This window comes from Acinetobacter amyesii, assembly GCF_023499985.1.
Taxonomy (GTDB): Bacteria; Pseudomonadota; Gammaproteobacteria; order Pseudomonadales; family Moraxellaceae; genus Acinetobacter; species Acinetobacter amyesii.
On sequence record NZ_JAMCOU010000028.1, the window covers coordinates 200593 to 220889 of the forward strand.

General features: G+C 40.7%; 17 protein-coding genes. 10 read left to right on the plus strand and 7 right to left on the minus strand.

Going from position 1 to position 20297, the window contains the following annotated elements; all coding sequences use genetic code 11:
- Positions 1-79 precede the first annotated feature (79 nt).
- A complete protein-coding gene (locus M5F03_RS08065) occupies positions 80-781 on the minus strand; it encodes an SIMPL domain-containing protein (RefSeq protein ID WP_249707892.1) in 702 nt (233 codons plus the stop codon).
- A gap of 483 nt (positions 782-1264) precedes the next feature.
- Here M5F03_RS08065 and M5F03_RS08070 point away from each other — a divergent pair, with 483 nt between their 5' ends.
- Both M5F03_RS08070 and M5F03_RS08075 read left to right on the plus strand, forming a co-directional pair.
- The gene (locus M5F03_RS08070; protein WP_180035339.1) at positions 1265-2638 is read left to right on the plus strand and encodes a diaminobutyrate--2-oxoglutarate transaminase; all 1374 of its coding nucleotides are present in this window, start codon (positions 1265-1267) and stop codon (positions 2636-2638) included.
- A gap of 2 nt (positions 2639-2640) precedes the next feature.
- Positions 2641-4173 (plus strand): pyridoxal phosphate-dependent decarboxylase family protein, encoded by a 1533-nt coding sequence (locus M5F03_RS08075; RefSeq protein ID WP_249707897.1) that lies wholly within the window; start codon positions 2641-2643, stop codon positions 4171-4173.
- 360 nt (positions 4174-4533) lie between these two features.
- On the opposite strand, the gene M5F03_RS08080 is transcribed toward M5F03_RS08075, so the two are convergent.
- On the minus strand, positions 4534-5586 hold the full coding sequence (locus M5F03_RS08080; protein WP_249707899.1) for a Rieske 2Fe-2S domain-containing protein: 1053 nt from the start codon (positions 5584-5586) through the stop codon (positions 4534-4536).
- A 411-nt stretch (positions 5587-5997) separates the two neighbouring features.
- Here M5F03_RS08080 and M5F03_RS08085 point away from each other — a divergent pair, with 411 nt between their 5' ends.
- The 6 genes from M5F03_RS08085 to M5F03_RS08110 all read left to right on the plus strand — a co-directional run bounded on the left by M5F03_RS08085 (position 5998) and on the right by M5F03_RS08110 (position 14533).
- Entirely contained in the window at positions 5998-7026 is a 1029-nt protein-coding gene (locus M5F03_RS08085) for a substrate-binding domain-containing protein (RefSeq protein WP_111884206.1), read from the plus strand.
- A 100-nt stretch (positions 7027-7126) separates the two neighbouring features.
- Positions 7127-8506 (plus strand): phosphate ABC transporter permease subunit PstC, encoded by a 1380-nt coding sequence (pstC, locus tag M5F03_RS08090; protein WP_180023450.1) that lies wholly within the window; start codon positions 7127-7129, stop codon positions 8504-8506.
- Entirely contained in the window at positions 8503-9894 is a 1392-nt protein-coding gene (gene pstA / locus M5F03_RS08095; RefSeq protein WP_078191850.1) for a phosphate ABC transporter permease PstA, read from the plus strand. The genes pstC and pstA overlap by 4 nt, the downstream gene beginning before the upstream one ends.
- 13 nt (positions 9895-9907) lie before the next feature.
- Complete coding sequence (gene pstB, locus M5F03_RS08100) at positions 9908-10831, plus strand: phosphate ABC transporter ATP-binding protein PstB (protein WP_218945842.1); 924 nt, start codon at positions 9908-9910, stop codon at positions 10829-10831.
- A 191-nt stretch (positions 10832-11022) separates the two neighbouring features.
- Positions 11023-11985, plus strand: coding sequence for a protease SohB (gene sohB / locus M5F03_RS08105; protein WP_078190186.1), 963 nt, complete (start codon positions 11023-11025; stop codon positions 11983-11985).
- Positions 11986-12325: 340 nt separating this feature from the next.
- On the plus strand, positions 12326-14533 hold the full coding sequence (locus M5F03_RS08110) for an Ig-like domain-containing protein (protein ID WP_249707901.1): 2208 nt from the start codon (positions 12326-12328) through the stop codon (positions 14531-14533).
- A 62-nt stretch (positions 14534-14595) separates the two neighbouring features.
- On the opposite strand, the gene M5F03_RS08115 is transcribed toward M5F03_RS08110, so the two are convergent.
- On the minus strand, positions 14596-15225 hold the full coding sequence (locus tag M5F03_RS08115; protein WP_249707903.1) for a DUF2238 domain-containing protein: 630 nt from the start codon (positions 15223-15225) through the stop codon (positions 14596-14598).
- A gap of 212 nt (positions 15226-15437) precedes the next feature.
- Here M5F03_RS08115 and M5F03_RS08120 point away from each other — a divergent pair, with 212 nt between their 5' ends.
- On the plus strand, positions 15438-15677 hold the full coding sequence (locus tag M5F03_RS08120; RefSeq protein ID WP_180023455.1) for a hypothetical protein: 240 nt from the start codon (positions 15438-15440) through the stop codon (positions 15675-15677).
- Positions 15678-15792: 115 nt separating this feature from the next.
- Here M5F03_RS08120 and purB read toward each other — a convergent pair whose 3' ends face one another.
- The 4 genes from purB to M5F03_RS08140 are packed head-to-tail and all read right to left on the minus strand — an operon-like array spanning position 15793 to position 19608.
- The gene (purB, locus tag M5F03_RS08125) at positions 15793-17181 is read right to left on the minus strand and encodes an adenylosuccinate lyase (RefSeq protein WP_180023456.1); all 1389 of its coding nucleotides are present in this window, start codon (positions 17179-17181) and stop codon (positions 15793-15795) included.
- A gap of 56 nt (positions 17182-17237) precedes the next feature.
- A complete protein-coding gene (gene hflD / locus M5F03_RS08130; protein WP_249707906.1) occupies positions 17238-17969 on the minus strand; it encodes a high frequency lysogenization protein HflD in 732 nt (243 codons plus the stop codon).
- A gap of 12 nt (positions 17970-17981) precedes the next feature.
- On the minus strand, positions 17982-19118 hold the full coding sequence (gene mnmA, locus M5F03_RS08135) for a tRNA 2-thiouridine(34) synthase MnmA (RefSeq protein WP_249707909.1): 1137 nt from the start codon (positions 19116-19118) through the stop codon (positions 17982-17984).
- Between the two features lie 4 nt (positions 19119-19122).
- Complete coding sequence (locus M5F03_RS08140; RefSeq protein ID WP_078190179.1) at positions 19123-19608, minus strand: NUDIX hydrolase; 486 nt, start codon at positions 19606-19608, stop codon at positions 19123-19125.
- Between the two features lie 181 nt (positions 19609-19789).
- On the opposite strand from M5F03_RS08140, the gene M5F03_RS08145 reads away from it, so the two are divergent.
- On the plus strand, positions 19790-20176 hold the full coding sequence (locus tag M5F03_RS08145; RefSeq protein WP_078191841.1) for a hypothetical protein: 387 nt from the start codon (positions 19790-19792) through the stop codon (positions 20174-20176).
- Positions 20177-20297 lie beyond the last annotated feature (121 nt).

The window sequence follows — 20297 nt, forward strand, 5'->3', positions numbered from 1 at the left end:
TTTTAATTTAAATAAAGAATAGGTGTAATTTATAGTCAAAAAAACCGCGCTAAAGCACGGTTTCTTGAAATATACTTAATTATTTAAACTGGATGGTACCGTTGGCATTTACCGTGATTTTAGATTCGCCACCTGCCATTTCTTGTTCAGGAATAGCATCGGCACTTGCAGCTTTCATCATCGCCATACGCGGAACTGGCTGACCACCATAATTGCTGGTATTTAAATTAATATTAACTAAGTTGTAGCCTGATTTATTCCATGCCTGAGCGAGCGCTTGGGCACGTTGTTGAAAGTTTTTGGATACTTCAACCATCAGTTCATTTTCAACTTTTTTACGCTGTGCATCTGACACACTAAAGCTGATGGATTGAGTTTGGAAATTTTGTTGTAACTCGCTCACCAATTGGCTAGCTGCTTTAAAGTCTGTACTTTCTAAACGCACTTCGGCACGACCACGCCATTCTTTCAATTTACGACTGTCATTGTCATAAATCGGGTAGGTGCTTTGAGATCCCGTTTCGATTTTTACCGCAGGGTATTTACGGGCTGTGTTTACCGCTTGGGTCATCAATTGGTTGATTTGGGTAGCAAGTTCAGCCGGTTGTTTATTTGATTTTTCAATATATAAAACGGCATACATTTGGTCGTTCGACACTTGGCGAGTAGCATCCGCCTGAATGTTCACGATGTTGTAATTGAGTGGGTCAGCTGCTTGAGTTGCTGCTGCCAAACCTAGACCGGATGCTAATAAAACAGTGGATAAGATAATTTTACGCATTGTTATGACCTATTCTTCTTTCAGAATGACTAATTTAGCTTATGCTGTTATCTTAAAAGGGGATTATGATGGATTAAAGGAAAATCTGTGGTGGGATTGTAAATCTTTCAAGAAAAATAAATGTAGTGCTTGATGAATATTTATTTAAATAATCAGTACTTAGTTGTTTCAATAATTGAAGATTACAATAATCATTCATAAGTTGTAAAAAAGCATAAAATAAAAAGGTTTTCTTTGTTTTGTCACACTGTAAGATGATAATTCAAGATATCCATGGAATAGATCTGTTTTTTCTCTAAATTATCTTTTTATTTGATCATAAAAGTGATTTATTTTCTTGAAAAAGTCTGTATCATCCGCCCTCTAGTTAGCCATTATATAGAGAGCTCTTAAAACTAACTGGAACTCATAAAGCACCGAGTCAAAGGACCGCAAGTCACCCGACTTATTTCTTTTAACCCATATCAGAGATGGTAATTCGATATGAGCGTTTCTTCTGTAAACCCTGCCACTAATTCTACTAACGAATACTATTTGACTCGCCAAAGCCAGATGGAATCCAATGTTCGTAGCTATCCGCGTAAACTTCCACTTGCGATAGCAAAAGCTTTAGGTTGTTGGGTTACTGATGTTGAAGGTACAGAGTACCTCGATTGTTTAGCTGGGGCAGGAACATTGGCATTAGGCCATAATCATCCTGCGGTAATTCAAAGTATCCAAGACACACTTGCAAGTGGCCTCCCATTGCATACTTTGGATTTAACAACGCCTTTAAAAGATGCTTTTACTGAAGCACTACTTGAGCAATTACCTGGTGGTAAAGAAGAGTATTGTCTACAGTTCTGTGGCCCGTCTGGTGCAGATGGTACAGAAGCAGCAATTAAATTAGCAAAAACTTACACTGGTCGTAGTTCAGTAATCAGCTTCTCAGGTGGCTACCATGGTATGACTCACGGTTCTTTAGCAATGACAGGTAACTTGTCTGCTAAAAATGCTGTGAACGGCTTAATGCCGGGTGTTCAATTTATGCCGTATCCGCATGAATACCGTTGCCCATTAGGCATAGGTGGTGAAGCGGGTGTAGACGCATTAACGTATTATTTCGAAAACTTCATTGAAGACGTAGAAAGCGGTGTAACGAAACCTGCAGCTGTAATCTTGGAAGCAATCCAAGGCGAAGGCGGTGTAGTGACTGCACCTGTAAAATGGTTAAAGAAAATCCGCGAAGTGACTGAAAAGCACAACATCGTGTTGATTCTTGATGAAGTACAAGCGGGCTTTGCACGTTCAGGTAAAATGTTTGCCTTTGAACATGCAGGTATTGAGCCAGACGTCATTGTAATGTCTAAAGCGGTAGGTGGTAGCTTACCACTTGCAGTATTGGGCATTAAACGTAAGTTTGACGCATGGCAACCAGCGGGTCACACGGGTACATTCCGTGGTAACCAACTTGCTATGGGTACTGGTCTTGCAACAATCAAAACCATCAAAGAACAAAACTTGGCTCAAAACGCGCAAGAGCGTGGCGACTTCTTACAAGCTGAAATTAAAAAATTAGCGGTAGAATTCCCATGTATCGGTAACGTACGTGGCCGTGGTTTGATGATTGGTGTTGAAATTGTTGATGAACGCCAAAAAGCAGATCACATGGGTTCTTTACCAGGTGATTCTCAATTGGCAGCAGCAATTCAAGCAGCATGTTTCAACAACAAATTGTTGTTAGAAAAAGGTGGTCGTAACGGTACTGTAATTCGTTTACTTTGCCCATTGATCATTAACCAAGCTGAATGTGAAGAAGTGATCGTTCGCTTCAAGAAAGCACTTGCTGAAGCACTTGTTGCAACTCGAGGCGCGTAATAATGGTTGATTTTGCAGAACATCGTAAAGCGTTATTCTGCAATGATGCACAATCCATTGCTGACTATCAGTCAGCAATGGGCGAAGCGGTTAAAGCCGTTTCTGCATGGTTGCAAAATGACAAAATGTACACCGGCGGTAGCATTAAAGAGCTTCGTAGTGCAATTGCGTTCAACCCTTCAAAAGAAGGTATGGGCGTTCAAAAATCACTAGACCGTATGGTTGAGCTTTTCTTAAATAAAAGCTTAAAAGTACATCACCCACATTCTTTAGCGCATTTGCATTGCCCGACAATGGTGACAAGCCAAATCGCGGAAGTGCTCATCAATGCAACGAACCAATCAATGGACTCATGGGATCAAAGCCCTGCAGGTTCATTGATGGAAGTTCAGTTAATTGACTGGCTTCGCCAAAAAGTTGGCTATGGTGCAGGTCAAGCAGGTGTATTCACCTCTGGCGGTACGCAGTCAAACTTGATGGGCGTTTTGCTTGCACGTGATGCATGTATTGCTAAAAACTGGAAAGACGAAAACGGTAACCCGTGGTCTGTACAGCGCGATGGCGTACCTGCGGAAGCAATGCGTAATGTCAAAGTGATTTGTTCTGAAAATGCACACTTCTCTGTGCAAAAGAACATGGCCATGATGGGTATGGGCTTCCAATCTGTTGTGACTGTTCCTGTAGATGCTAACGCACGCATGGATATGGACGCACTTGAGAAAACCATGGCGCACCTTCAAGCTGAAGGTAAAATCGTAGCATGTGTAGTTGCAACTGCGGGTACAACCGATGCAGGCGCAATTGACCCATTGAAAGAAGTGCGTGCAATCACCAACAAATATGACGCGTGGATGCATATCGACGCAGCATGGGGCGGTGCACTGATTCTTTCAAATGACTATCGTTCAATGTTAGATGGTATTGAACTGTCTGACTCGGTAACGCTTGATTTCCATAAGCATTACTTCCAAACGATTTCATGTGGCGCATTTTTGCTTAAAGATGAATCGAACTATCGTTTCATGCATTATGAAGCTGAGTATTTAAACTCTGCTTATGATGAAGAGCATGGCGTTCCTAACTTAGTATCTAAGTCACTACAAACAACTCGCCGTTTTGACGCGTTGAAATTGTGGATGACGGTTGAAGCGTTAGGTGAAGAGCTTTACGGTTCCATGATTGATCATGGTGTAGGTCTAACACGTGATGTTGCAGACTATATTACTGCCACTGACGGTCTAGAAATGCTGGTTGATCCTCAATTTGCATCGGTATTGTTCCGTGTAGTACCAGCAGGTTACCCAGCAGAATTGTTAGATACATTGAACCAAAACGTAGCAGACGAATTGTTTGCACGTGGTGAAGCGAATATTGGTGTTACTAAAGTAGGTCAGGTTCAATCTTTGAAAATGACGACTTTAAGCCCAGTAGCGACTTTAGACAACGTGAAGAATTTGCTTGCTCTGGTGCTTGCAGAAGCTGACCGTATCAAAGGCCCAATCGCTGACGGTACATATACACCTGCAATTGACTAATTGTCATTTTGTAGCTGTAGGTGAAGGGGCTCGTAAGAGCTCCTTTTTTTTTGTTTTAAATGAAAAGGCGCTTAATTTTTACATGGCCGCAATTTTTCATTGGGAGATGATAGTTTACTGCGTAGGCAGATTGTTACTTTGAGGGATCAAAGTAACTAAAATCCTTCTCAGGCAAAAGGTACATCCATGTGACCTTTACCTTACAGCGACATCCCTGTCGCCAGTCGCGATAGTCATTGATGTTTATCATTTGATGAATGAGATACCACAATATTTATAACCAATATAAGGCTTGTAAAGGAGTTTCCCTCTCCTTGTAGGAGAGGGTTAGGGTGAGGTGAATGCAATACGATATTGATGTTATGCCGCAAATAATGGACTAAAACCTTTTTTACGCAATAATTTGCGGTACATGCTGGAACTGCGGTCCGCTGGAAAATGCGCCTCGATGCTTAAATCTAAGGGTAAATATTCAGGCTTTTGCGATTCAGATACAAGGCGGTCTTCCTCAAAAATTTTCAGGTTAAAGTCATAAGCATCTTCGACAGGTAAGTCTTTGTCATAATTGCGGCAAATGGGAGCAAATAGGCGGGTAGAACGAGCAGTCATCGGTGAAGCCGCATTCATAATCACTTGCTTGCTGTTATTTGGAAAATGAATCGCCAGCGTTGCAGTAAACGGCAGATGAATTTCAAAATGGCGCAGCCATTGGAAACCCTTTTGTCCGCGCTGTTCTAAACCAATTTGATAGCGCCCAACACTGCTCCAATAGTCTGCATTAAAGCCAGTTTCTGTTTCGATGGTCGTGTAGTCAGGTACTTCTACATTTGCAGGGTTGCCAAAGGTATCAGGGTGTACCCATGCAAAATGCGCAACATCAATAAAACCTTCAAGCTGCCGGCCTGCAAAACATTGAAAATCTATAGTAGGACAAACCAATTGTTGAAAATCTGCATCTTCCCAATTGGGCATGCTAGGTATATTGGGTTCAGCTTCAGAATGAGCCGTCAGATTGCACCTGATCAAACCATAGCGCTCTACCGCTGCATAGGTGCGTAAATTAAAGTGCGGTGAAATTTTCTGTTCTGGATGTGCAGGAATACGGTTGCAATGACCATGTTCATCAAAGCGTAAGCTATTATATCGGCAGACCACGCCTTGACCATCATTCTTGCCTAAACTTAGGGGTACGCCGCGGTGTGGGCAGGCATCTTTAGCTACAATCAGTTCATCTCCCATTTTATAAATGACGAGCGGCATATCTAAAAGCATGGTGCCATAAGGCTGTTTTGTAATGTCTCGAGCGAGTGCAATCGGATACCAATATTCTGCAAGTAAGTGCCAGTCATGTTCATCAAAAGTCATATGCACAGGCAAGTCTGGATTAAATGTCGCATTGGCTTTACTGGTCATTTTAGGCTTTTTTTTTTATGTAAACTTGCATATTGAGCGGACTAAAAATGTAATGAAATTTCAATTATTGGAATAACATGGAATAAAAAATTGAACATGCAAATGTGCATCATTCAGAAAAAGAGGACAATTTGAAAAAAGAAAATAAGACAAAATATGACAGTGACATGAATTCTTACGAATATCAAAGTAGAAATAAATAAGACCAATACTTTGATAAATTTCATTACGTATTGAAAAATAAAGAATTATATTTAAATCAATGAGCAATCATCAATTATCATAAAAGCGTCATAAAGATGTAACCTAACTGTCATACTCTAAAATCAAAATGCAGATATCGAAAAAGTACAAGACTTTAAAAATAAAAGTGGCGTACTCCAATAAATGCATCAATTAAGAGAGATGAGAATGCGCTTAAATCATATCGCACTTGCTATGGTACTCACTACTGGGGCAACAGTCGCTACAACTGCAAATGCAGCTCGTGACACGATCCAAATTGCTGGTTCTTCAACTGTACTGCCTTATGCAAGTATTGTTGCAGAAGAGTTTGGTAATACATTCCCACAATTTAAAGCACCTGTCGTAGGTTCAGGCGGTACTTCAGGTGGTTTGAAACAATTTTGTAATGGTGTAGGCGATAACACAATTGACGTTGCAAACGCATCTCGTAAAATTAAAGGTACTGAATTGGCCGCATGTAAAAAAGCAGGCGTTAACCAAATCTTAGAAATTAAAGTTGGATATGACGGTATCGTATTTGCTTCAAATGCGAAAAAAGCGGCATTCAAACTTCGCCCACAGCACGTATTTGCTGCACTTGCTGCTGAATTACCTTCAAAAGGTAAATTGGTTCCAAACCCATACACACGTTGGAACCAAATTGATCCAACTCTTCCTAACGAAGCAATTACATTGGTCATTCCAGCGTCAAATCACGGTACTCGTGAAGTATTCCAAGAGAAAATGGTAGATGCTGGCTGTGAAACTTACCAAGCATTTGCGAAGCTAGATAAAGATGCAAAGAAAAAGGCATGTTCTACATTCCGTAAAGATGGCCGTGTAATTGAAATTGCTGGTGACTATACAGAGACATTGGCACGCTTAAAAACTTCACCTAACGCTGTAGGTGTATTCGGTTTAGGTTTCTATGATCAAAACCGTGACAAATTACGTGTAGCGACAGTAAACAATGTTGCGCCATCTGAGAAAACAATTCTGAATGGTTCTTACCCTGTATCACGTCCATTGTTCTTCTACGTGAAAGGTGAGCATCTTAAATCAATCAAAGGCTTGAAAGAATTTACAGAATTCTTTGTAAGCAAAAAAGTATCTGGTAAAGGTTCTAAGCTTGAAAAAGCAGGTCTGATTTCAATGTCTGACAAAGAACGTGCTGCGGTACTTGCAAACTTCAAAGCGGGTAAGGCTGTTAAATAAAAGTATGGAATTAGCCAATGGCAGGGTCGACCTGCCATTGGTTTTTTTGCAAAGAAACAGTTTTTTCAAAATGTGTCATTGAAGAAACAGTGGAGATTACATGAATCTGCTCCTCATTGGTGTGTTGCTGGCGATTATTGCCATTGCCTATCAAGTTGGCTTAACCAAGAGTCGTAAACTTGCAGGTAAAGGGAATAACTCAGCAATGCTGCATTCTCGACCGGGCTATTATGGTGTTTTGGTCGCTTTATGGTGTGGGATTCCCGCTTTTTTAATCTTGATTGTTTGGAACTTGGTCGAACCGAGTATTTTTCAACATGTTATTTTAAATAATGTTCCTGAAAATATTCGTTTAAGTTTAGATCCTGCAAGCACGAGCGTAATGGTTGACCGCGTTCAAGCGATTGCTTCTGGTTTTGGAGTAAGTGATACCCCAGCTGCATATGAACTTGCAGCAGCAGAACAGTTAAAGAAAATTGAAAGTATCGGCTCATATGCAAAATTGGCCGTTGTGATTTGTGCGGCATTGATTGGTTTAGTCATGGCTAAACGCCGCATCGCAGAAAAATATCGTGCACGTAACCAAGTCGAAAAAGTCATTAATATCGCATTGGCATTATGTTCCGGTGTCGCCATCCTGACAACAGTTGGCATTGTGATGTCGATGTTTAGTGAAGCCATGCGTTTCTTTAGTTTTGTCAGTCCACTCGATTTCTTCTTAGGCACTGAATGGAACCCCGGTTTTAGTACGTCAGGGAATGCCGAAGGTAGTTATGGTTTGCTGCCACTTCTTTGGGGCACACTCATGGTCAGTGGTATTGCGCTATTGGTTGCTGTTCCTGTTGGTTTGATGATTGCTATTTACTTGGCTGAATATGCAAAGCCAAGTTTCCGTGCTTGGGCAAAACCTGCCATAGAAGTTCTCGCAGGTATTCCAACCATCGTTTACGGTGTATTTGCCTTAATGATTATTGGACCCTTTGCAAAACAGCTTGGCGCATATATTGGACTCGATATTAATGCAACCAGTGCTCTAACAGCAGGCTTTGTGATGGGGATTATGATTATCCCATTCGTTTCATCATTATCTGATGACATCATTACTCAAGTTCCTCGCGCGCTTCGTGACGGTTCACTCGGTTTGGGTGCAACAAAATCAGAAACGATTCGCCAAGTAGTGATACCTGCAGCTTTGCCGGGCATTATCGGTGCATTCTTATTGGCAGCATCTCGTGCAATTGGTGAAACCATGATTGTGGTACTTGCAGCAGGGAACAGTCCTTTACTACACATTAATCCGCTCGAAGCAGTGTCGACAGTCACCATTACCATCGTAAACCAATTAACAGGTGATACAGACTTTGCGAGTCCTCAAGCATTGGTTGCTTTTGCACTCGGTTTAACACTGTTTGTGATTACCTTAGGGCTGAATATTGTTGCACTGTACATTGTGCGTAAATACCGTGAGCAATACGAATGAGTACGACGAATACATCAAACATGGATCAAAAATTTGATTCACATGCAGCCGCTGAGCTTCGTGAAAAACGTAAGAAAATCATTGAAAACTCTTTGGCGAAAAGACATCGTAAAGAAAAGACCTTCCGTGTCTTGGGCTTTAGTGCAGTAGTGACTGGTTTATTTTTCGTCGTGCTATTGTTTGGTAGTATTTTAGCCAAAGGTTTACCTGCATTTTGGCAAAGCTCAATGACGGTACCTGTGTTTTTTGATCCAAACATTGTCAAAGTTGGTGCGAAACCAATTCAAAAAGAAGGTGAATCACCTGCACAGTTCCAAGAGCGTTACATTGCTTGGCAAACTGAAATGGGCATGGTGGATTGGGATGCGCTCATCGTAAATGGCATCATAGCAAAAGATCCAGCGATTGCCTCACAACGTGATGATCTCAACAGTTTATATACAAGTTCAGAAGCTTATCGCTTACGTGACATGGTAATGGCAGATCCGTCATTGATTGGTCAAAAACAAGATTTTAAAATCCTTGCAGATGCTAATGTCGATGTCTGGTTGGCTGGTAATATTGACCGCAGCTTGCCTGATGAACAGCAACAATTGAGCCCAGAAGTACGCCAACTGGCAGATAAACTTAAAGCTGATGGTGTTATTACTAACTCATTTAATACTGAAATATTTAAGAATCCAGACTCTCGTAGCTCACCTGCAACTTCAGGTTTAGCTGGGGCGTTTATGGGGTCGTTATTTATGATGCTGATCGTGATCATTATTTCGATTCCAATCGGTGTAGCATCCGCAATTTACTTAGAAGAATTTGCACCTAAAAACTGGATTACCGATGTTGTCGAAGTCAATATTAACAATCTAGCAGCGGTTCCTTCGATTGTCTTTGGTTTGCTTGGTGCAGCGATCTTTATTGGTTGGATGCATATGCCGCTTTCGGCTCCTGTGGTTGGTGGTTTAGTCTTAAGTTTGATGACTTTGCCAACGGTCATTATTACCACACGTGCTTCACTAAAAGCTGTTCCTCCATCGATCCGCCAAGCCGCTTTAGGTTTGGGGGCATCACGTTTACAAACTGTATTTCACCACGTCTTGCCACTGGCATTACCAGGTATCTTAACTGGTGCCATTATTGGTGTTGCGCAAGCCCTAGGAGAAACTGCTCCATTATTATTGATTGGTATGAGTGCCTTTGTAGCAAGTGTACCAGCCACTCCTTTAGATCAATCCACTGCATTACCTGTACAAATTTTCCTTTGGCAAGGTAATGAGCTACGTAACTTCTTTGAAGGACGTACCGCAGCAGCAATCATTGTACTTCTTGCTCTCATGATCGGCTTAAACAGTTTAGCCATCTGGTTACGTAAGAAATTTGAAGTACGCTGGTAATTGAGGGCATTATATGAATAGCGTTGTTACAACTGAAAAGAATTCCTTATATCAGGATAAGTCCGTGAATCCAGAACAAACACAATTTACCTCTGCTCAGGGCAGCCAAAAACAAACCAATACTGCGTTTGTATCACAATTCGATACGCAATCTAGCGCGAAAAAAGATGCGAAATCGAGCAATGTGAAAATCAGTACCAATGATGTGCATGTGTACTATGGCGAATCTGAAGCGATCAAAGGCATTGATCTGAACATTTATGAAAATGAAGTGATTGCCTTTATTGGACCGTCTGGTTGTGGTAAGTCAACTTTCCTGCGTACGCTCAACCGTATGAATGACACGATTGATTCTTGTCGTGTGACAGGACAAGTGCTCATGGATAATCAAGACATCTATGATCCAAATCTTGATGTGGTGTTACTGCGTGCCCAAGTAGGTATGGTTTTCCAAAAGCCGAACCCATTTCCAAAGTCAATTTTTGACAATGTCGCTTATGGTCCTAAACTGCATGGATTGGCACGTGACAAATACGATATGGAAGAAATTGTTGAAAATAGCCTGCGTAAAGCGGGGCTTTGGGATGAAGTGAAAGATCGTTTGAACCAACCGGGTACGGGGCTTTCAGGTGGTCAGCAGCAACGTCTATGTATTGCGCGAACCATTGCAGTCAGTCCTGAAGTGATTTTGATGGATGAGCCTTGTTCAGCACTCGATCCGATTGCAACAGCAAAAGTGGAAGAACTCATCACCGAGCTATCCGCGCAATATACTATTGCGATTGTGACGCATTCGATGCAACAAGCAGCGCGTGTATCTGACCGTACCGCATATTTCCATTTGGGTGATTTGATTGAAGTGAATTCCACTGAAAAAGTCTTTACTCAACCGGATCATCAGTTGACTGAAGCGTATATTACCGGGCGTTTTGGTTAATCTAATCGGTTTAAAAATAGAGCCGAAAGGCTCTTTTTTTTATGGACTTTATGATTAGGTAGAAAAAGCTTAGTAGAAATAAAATACTCAATTTGGCTCAATGAGAATTATTTTCAAAAAATAGATTGAATTTTTGTGATGCAGCCCACATGTTATACGACATAAATATGAATTAAATGAGTTTCAATTTTATGCTATTTCATAATCCCAAGTTACCTGCGGAAATTCGTGTAAGCCATTTAAATGCACGTATTAATGAACAACGAAAAAAAATTGCGCAAACCACTGCATCTAAACTTGAGCTGCTGCAACTAAGCCAACAATTATCAAAAGAAGCGCGCGCACGTAAAAAGAATAACCAAAAAATTTATGTGATCGATTTTAATGGTGATACCGCTGCATCTGCGGTGACAAGTCTACGTGAAGAAATTACCCTAATCTTAGCGACGGCAAAAGCTGGGCGCGACCGCGTGGTTTTACGTTTAGAAAGTCCAGGCGGGATGGTGCATGGCTATGGTCTAGCTGCTGCACAATTGGTACGTTTACGCGATGCTGGATTTAACTTAACCATTTGTGTGGACAAAGTTGCGGCAAGCGGTGGCTATATGATGGCTTGCATTGCAAATGAAATCGTTTCAGCACCATTTGCTGTGGTGGGGTCGATTGGTGTGGTTGCTCAAGTGCCGAACTTTAACCGTTTATTGAAAGAAAAGCATATCGATTTTGAGTTGTATACAGCAGGTCAGTTCAAACGTACCGTAACGATGTTTGGTGAAAATACGGCTGAAGGTAAAGCTAAATTTGAAGAAGAGTTACAGCAAACGCATAACTTGTTTAAACACTTTGTTGAAAAATACCGTCCTCAGCTCAATGTCGATAAAGTTGCAACAGGTGAGCATTGGTATGGGCAAGATGCCATTGATCTTAATCTAGTCGACAAATTGCAAACGTCAGATGAATATCTATTAAGTCTCATGCCACAACATGATGTATATATGATTGAAACCCGCAAAAAGCCAACACTTGGTGAGAAGTTGGGCTTACAAGCAGCACAAATTGCGGATTCATTGGTTCCTGCAGTCATGTCTAAAGTGATGGAGTCATTGAGCAAAGCCAATTCGAGTCTCGTGCAGTTGCGTGATCCTAAACTCTAAAATCGTTTTTGTTATGATGTCTTTAAAGCTCACTTCGGTGAGCTTTTTTTATTCTAAATGACGCTACTTTGAAAATTGCAGCAAGCGCGGCTAATAAACAGCAATCATTTATAAATACTTTGATAATTTTGATTATCCAAACTTGGCTGAATTTAAAATATTAAAATGGATAGAACCATAGAAACCGCTGTTATTGGCGTAGAATTTAAGGTGAAAAATTAAATAAAAATAATTCTGATGAATTTACATCCAGAATGGTTTGTCTGTTCAGCACCAATTTGATAAGGTACTTAACTAATTATTTATTAGATGTTTATTACATAATAACACTGAGGGCGAAATGACAAAAATTGTCGTGATATCAAAGAAAGATCAAACGATTTTAAAAGAAACTCAGGCCACAAAAATACAAATATCTCAACCGTCCGTTATTCAGTTAGAACTCAAGCCAGCCGATATTCAGTCGATCCATCGAGTCGGAAATCAATGTGTGATTACCCTGAAAAATGGTCAAAAAATCGTGATTGATCATTTTTATACAGATGACTTTGGCTCTGATAATTCTTTGGTTTTACATAGTGGGCCAAAGCAATTTGAATTGGTTGAAATGGATGTCGATGGCAAAACGGTGAGCTATCGCTCTGTGAATGAATTTATGCAACCTTTAGGTGCATCGACACAGTTAAATCAGGCGACAACACCTGCTCAAGCTACGGAAGTTGCAAGTGAGGATGATGGTTCGCCATCGCTACTTAAGGCGGGATTGGCGATCTTAGGTGCAGAAGCGGTATATCTTCTGGCTTTTGACAAAGAAGATGATAAATCTTCTAGCAATGACAAAACAGCGCCAAGTACGCCAACTGGAAGTTTTGATAGTGACGGAAAAGTCGTGTCCGGTAAGGCGGAAGTGGGTGCAACGGTTTATATCGTAGATGCGAAAGGCAATACGATTGGTCAATCTAAAGTAGATGCCGATGGCAACTATAAAATTACTTTAGATGACGCGATTACAGACGGAAATCGTGTGATTTTGTACGCGAAAGACAAGGCGGGAAATAGTTCACAATCGACGATATTGACGGGTAATAAAGATACAATTTCGCCGGACGCTGCAAATGCACAAGTGGATGAAAGCGGTAAGTTTGTCTCTGGTTTTGCCGAAGCGGGTGCAAAAGTTTATGTTTATGCTGCAGATGGCACAACGCTTTTAGGTGGGCCTGTGACTGCGGCAAGTGATGGCAATTTCTCCATTGCATTAAGTAATACTTTACAAGCAGGTGAGACGGCTAAAGTCATTGTAGAAGATAAAGCCGGCAACAAATCTGAAGTGCAGTCAGTTGAGATGGGCAAAGATACGCTTCGACCTGATCAACCTAAGATTGAAGTGAATAAAGCCGGAACTGAGCTGGTTGGTACTGCCGAAGCCAATAGCACCATTCAAATATTAGATGCAAATTTAAAAGTCATTGCTACCACTACGGTAGATGCCAATGGTCAATTTAAACTGACATTGTCCCCAGCACTGTCGGATAGTAATAAGACAACTATTATTGTGGTTGATGCAGCAGGGAATCAATCGTTACCTTTAAATGTCACTGCTGGAACGGATAATACGGCACCCGTTGCACCAACAGCAATAATCAATACTGATGGTACAGAGGTGTCGGGAAGCGCTGAAATTGGTGCCAAAATTACCATTAAAAACAGTGCAGGAAATACGCTTGGTACCGCAACTGTAGGTGACGATGGTCGCTATACGGTGAAATTAAGCAGCGCAGTAACAGATAATAATGTTGTCCAAGTGACTGCGACAGATGCCGCTGGCAATAGCTCAAAGAGCACGCAAGTGATTGGTACAAAGGACACCATTGCGCCATCCGCGCCGACATTGACGACTGTGTATGATGATCGCGAGACGACAAAGCTCACCATTAAACAGGGGGAGAGCACTCAAGATTCAACCCCAAGTTTTGAAGGCAAAGGTGAGGCAAATGCCACGATCACCATTTATAAAAATGGCGTCGCAGTGGCAACGGTCAAAGCAGATACCAGTGGAAAATGGTTGTATACACCAGAATCTGACTTAGCGGCAGGTAAGTATAGCTATAGTTTTACCCAAACGGATCTAGCTGGAAATACCAGTGCCAAAAGCTCAGCATTTGATTTTACAGTTGAAGCGATGACAGTTGCTAAAGCGAGTTTATTCTTGATCTCAGAAGAACAGGCTTCGAATGAATTACATGATCAAGCATCGCAGTTAATAGATGATAATAATGTATTTGATGTACTTGCGCAGCACAGTGTGTCGGGCTTTGGCTTAAAAGAAATAAGCTCTTTTATTTCTGATGATCAAATCGATTTGAACAGCTTATTGAGCAATCAAGAGCCAAACAATGCTCTTGATGTAATATCAGATGATTCATCTTATTTAAATGCGTCCATCAATCCTGTATCGGGTGGGACAGCAGTTTCGAATGCAGCGTTCCAAACAGCATGGGGCACATTAGATCCGTTAGATCAATCCTTAAATGTGCTACCACTCTATTAATTATTAATACATCCATTCATGAATATAGCGATAAAAAAGCACTCGGATGAGTGCTTTTTTATTTAAGATTTTTTCAGATTGAAATATAAAAGGCCGCCAGTGATCATCGCACCAAATGTTGCAAGCAGCATATCTTTATGCGCATCCCAAATATCACCTTGTTGCCCATTGTAATTTTCAGCCTCCTCTGGTGATAAGCCAATGGCAATCAGCCATTCGATCCATTCATAAAATAAACTGGTCGCCATGACGAATTGTACGACCAATAAAAAGAGTGTTCCGGCTTTTAACTGCGGTAGCCAGATTTGAAATATGCGATAAAAGAACGGGTAGAGCAGCAATCCATAGGCAAGATGTACAAGCCGATCATACATGTTCCGACTCCATCCCATGCTTTGATCAAGGTTGAAACCGAGGAGAGCTTGTGTCCATTCAGAATAGGGTACATAAGAATATAAATAATGGGCACCAATGACATGAATCAGTAAAAAGCCAAGATATAGACAAACTGTTCTGAAAGTTAGCCCTATTTTATAGAGGAAAACGAGCAACACGATCAGCATAAACGCTGTGCCGATTTGATGGAGGATATACGCTTCCATTTCTAAAGGTTGGATACTGGCGATCACAATGGCAAGAGTTAATAATGCAAAAGCTAAGATGTGCTTAAGTTTTAATTTGAAATCAATCATGAAAAGGCAAAGCTCAAAATTTTTATCGGTGTGCAGTGGTTATAATTCGCGGCAAGTATAGCCATAATGCGATGAAAAGTGTTAGTTAGACGGCGCTAGAATTTGTGCATTATTTTTTCAAATGTCTTTAGTTTGCGGCTGGGGATAAGTATTTTAAAAAAGATTGTATTAAACTCAGATGAATATCGAAGTTTATATATTTGGACGTGACTATGGCTGTTGTTGAGGCATTTATTGCGACTCAAAATTGTTATTTTAACTATGAGTTTGAAGAACTTAATTTAACAGATGATTTTCCAGAAGAGCTCTCTGTATCTTTGCGCGGCATGATGTTTCGCCATGAGATTCAATATCCCGATGCCACATATTATGTTTATTATTCAGATGTTTTAACAGGCTGTGAATTACAACGGATGAAAGATGATTGGGCGAAATATTGCCCTGCAGAATAAAATTACGTCTAAATTTTCTATCTCCTTGCGGAGCATGCTCCTTATCTCAAAGAGAGAAGAAGTATTATAAATAAAAAACGAGGCATGAAGCCTCGTTTTTTTGATCTATCTAAAATTAGATTTTAGAAATAAGATCTTTAATGTTTGCTGCTTGAGTTGATGCATTACCTGTATATGTTGCAGGTGTCATTTCAGCAAGACGTGCACGGTCAGCAGCTGGAACAGCTTCTAATTCGTTACCATTTACGAAATCAACCATCATTTCGCGAGTCATTGCTTGACCACGAGTAAGCGCTTTAAGTTTTTCGTATGGTTTTTCAACTGCATAACGACGCATTACAGTTTGAATTGGTTCAGCAAGAACTTCTTGAGCATGGTCGAGGTCTTCTAGAATACGTTGAGCATTCAACTCAAGTTTGCCAATACCTTTAGAGCAAGCTTCAAATGCGATCAAGCTTTGTGCAAAACCAACACCCATGTTACGAAGCACAGTTGAGTCAGTTAAGTCACGCTGCCAACGAGATACAGGAAGTTTTTCACCAAGGTGAGCCAATACCGCATTCGCAATACCCAAGTTACCTTCAGAGTTTTCGAAGTCAATTGGGTTAACTTTATGTGGCATTGTTGAAGAACCAACTTCGCCTTCTTTCAAACGTTGTTTGAAGAAACCAAGTGAGATGTATCCCCAAACGTCACGGTTAAAGTCGATTAAGATTGTGTTGAAACGACGTAGCGCATCAAAAAGTTCCGCCATGTAGTCATGCGGTTCAATCTGAGTCGTGTAGGGGTTGAAGGTTAAACCTAAAGACTCTACAAAAGCTTGAGAATGAGCAGGCCAGTTAATTTCAGGATAAGCAGAGTAATGAGCGTTGTAGTTACCTACAGCACCGTTAATTTTACCTAGAAGTTCAACTTGTTTGAATTGTTTGATTTGACGTGCAAGGCGGTAAGCCACGTTCGCCATTTCTTTACCCAAAGTTGTTGGGCTTGCAGTTTGACCATGTGTACGAGACAACATTGGTTGTTCAGCGTGTTGTTCAGCCAAAGCAACGATTGAATCGATGATTTGCTGCATTGCTGCAACTAAAACTTCACGGCCATTTTTAAGCATTAAAGCGTGAGACAAGTTGTTGATGTCTTCTGATGTACATGCAAAGTGAATGAATTCGCCTGCATTTTTAAGCTCATCGATATGTGCGATTTGCTCTTTTAAGAAGTACTCAACTGCTTTTACGTCATGGTTTGTTGTACGTTCAATTTCTTTAATGCGGTTTGCATTGTCTTCAGAGAAGTTCGCAACAATTGCATCAAGCGCAGCGTTAGTTTCAGCACTGAACGCTGGAACTTCAGTGATTTCAGGACGGTTTGCAAGCGCTTGTAACCAACGCACTTCAACAGTCACACGAGCATGGATTAAACCAAACTCAGAGAGGAAGGGACGTAGAGCATCACATTTGCTTGCGTAACGTCCATCTAATGGAGAAAGTGCGGTTAAAGCGTTCATAGCGATTCCTTAAATTTTGGAATTAAACGTAAAACAAAAAGCCCGTACTGCATCAGTTAAACCACCTGATACTGTAAACGGGCAAGATCTTGAATATCTTGTAGTAGCTTGCGCTTACTGAAAATCATACCCCATGAGCTACCACCGAGCTGACGCCATAAATGTGCCATTTGTAAGCCGGTAAATAAGGTGGCGCGAATGCGATTGGTATGAGAGGTGTCTTTAAGTGCTTCGGCATTACCACGAACCATAATACGTGGATTAATTTGGCCAGCAGTTTCAATATAGGTTTGCGCTAAATTGGCAATGATACTTGGATGTAAATAATTATTATCGAAAAAGGAAAGCTGTCTTAGGATTTTTTGTTGGGATTGTTCAATGATTTCGACAAATTTGGGATTGCTGTAGACTTTCTTTTCTAACTGCAATAACGCCATCGCATACGTCATGGGTAGCTTGGTATTGGCAAGTTTAGGCAATCTAGATTTTGGGGAAGTGTTAAATGGCTGGGTAATGCTGCTTTCTAAAGTTTTTAAACCGAGAGAAATATCCGCCAATTTATCAAAAAAATCGAGCGTTTGATTGGACTGATTGGATTTAGGACGGATATTCAAACTGGCTTTGATGAGATGTTCAAAATAAAAGTTACCGCTTTCCCCGATACTTTGTTGCCCAGTCAATGCAGTCATATGAGTCAGCTGTGTTGCTTGAAATACAGCAGCTAACGCCAATGCGCGATTTTGGCGAGTATTCAGAGTTTGAGGCTGTTGAAACGGTAACTCTGTCATCCGAAACAATCCTTATGAAATAAAATCCGGTTTAGGGGCATTGGTATGATGAATCACACCACCACCTAAACAAACTTCACCGGTGTAGAACACCACACTTTGACCCGGTGTAACAGCACGTTGTGGCTCATCGAATTCGACACGCACACCATTTGGCGCTGTAGAGTCTTTAAATAATGTACAGTCTTGGTCAGGCTGACGATAACGAGTTTTCGCTGTGCAGCGGAAACCTGATTCAGGAATCTCTTGTTCACCAGCCACCCAATCAATCGCTTCAGACCATAAAATGGTGCTTTGCATGAGTGGATGTTCATGACCTTGACCAACGACTAGGCGGTTACCCTCAATGTCTTTGTGAAGTACAAACCAAGCGCCTTCTTCAGCACCTTTTAGACCACCAAGACCGATGCCACCACGTTGGCCGAGCGTATAGTACATTAAGCCGTGATGTTCACCAACCTCTTTACCCGTGTCTAAGACGATTTTTCCGGGTTGAGCAGGTAAATATTGCTTTAAGAAGTCATTAAATCGACGTTCACCAATAAAGCAGATTCCTGTTGAATCTTTTTTCTTCGCGGTGATTAGACCTAATTCTTCAGCGATTTTACGCACTTGTGGTTTTTCAATTTCACCTACAGGGAATAAAGTCTTGTTAATTTCGCGACCATGCACTGCATGTAGGAAATAGGTTTGGTCTTTATTGTTGTCTAGGCCACGTAGTAGAGGGGCATACTCTTCACCACGTGAATTTTTTAGCGTTTCACCACGACGGCAATAGTGGCCTGTCGCAATAAAGTCAGCTCCTAAGTTCACAGCATGGTCTAGAAATGCACGGAATTTAATTTCTTTATTGCAGAGAATATCTGGGTTTGGTGTACGACCTGCGGCATATTCTTCTAAGAAATGCTCAAAGACACGGTCCCAATATTCCATTGCAAAGTTTGCAGTATGAAGTTTGATACCAATTTTGTCACAAACGGCTTGAGCATCGGCAAGATCTTCCATTGCCGTACAGTATTCCGTGCCGTCATCTTCTTCCCAGTTTTTCATGAAAAGACCTTCAACTTGATAACCTTGTTGAAGTAAAAGTGCTGCAGATACAGAAGAATCTACACCACCAGACATACCGACGATGACACGTTGTTGCATAGGATTAAGCATCCAAATTTGAAATTAAGGGAGAATTTTGGTGCTCGTAAATGAGCGATAAAGGAAATTTTTGACCTGAAAGAGCATCTTGCACTGCCTTAATGACTAATGGACTGCGTGCACGGGCAGACTCAATGAGTTCATCAAGCGTCATCCATACTGCACCGACAATACCTGTGTCTAATTGTGCATCGGCATGGTGCTGAATGTCTTTAGCTAAGAAACAGAAACGGAAATAAGTACGATCAGGGAACATCGGAGGAGTATAAGTATACATGCCTAGGAGGTTCGTGATTTCTACATCGTGACCTGTTTCTTCCATGGTTTCTCGAATGGCTGCTTCAATAATGGTTTCGCCAGCTTCGACATGACCTGCAGGTTGATTAAATACAGTATGGGTAACACCTTCTGTATGTTCTTCAACAAATAGGAATTTTCCGTCTTTTTCAACGACTGTCGCAACAGTGACGTGAGCAGTCCAAGCGGTCATAGAAAAGCACCATGGGGTAAAAACGCTATTCTACAAAATTTAGGGAGCGGTGGCTATGATTGATTTTTTTCTTAATTTCCTTGAGATGCGTTTCAATATTGAAGTAAGAAGAACGTGGAGGAATCTTGTAAGATAAATCCATTGTACATATCTTCACACTGAAAATTATTTTGAGAATTAGATGAAAATATTAAGTTTATTTATATTTGTTATGTTAATGGTTAGTTGTACGGCAAAAAGCGGTGCTGATGAAAATTTGTTGCTTGTAGATGATGCAATTCTCGACGTTAAACAAACGCTGCCAAAGAAAAATAATGCATATACAGTTTGGAAAGATATATACAGAGATGGTGCAACTATTAAATTAATATATCAGATGGATAATTATACATTTCCAAAAGATAAAATATATTTGTTAGAAGAGTATGCAAAATCAGATTCTGTAAAGAATGTTATTTGCAAATCTTTATTGGAAACATTTGGTTGGGATTATTCTGTGGAGTCAATTACATATGATATGAATGATACAGTTTTATTTTCTTTTGTTTATAGTAAGAAAAATTGTTAAATAAAAGTGTATTGTTTAATTATTTAGTTAAATTATATTTTTGTCCAGTACTGACCGAATTGTTATAGATTTAACATTACAGCTTTTTAAAATACTTGCTTTAAAAAGCAGTCATGTTAAA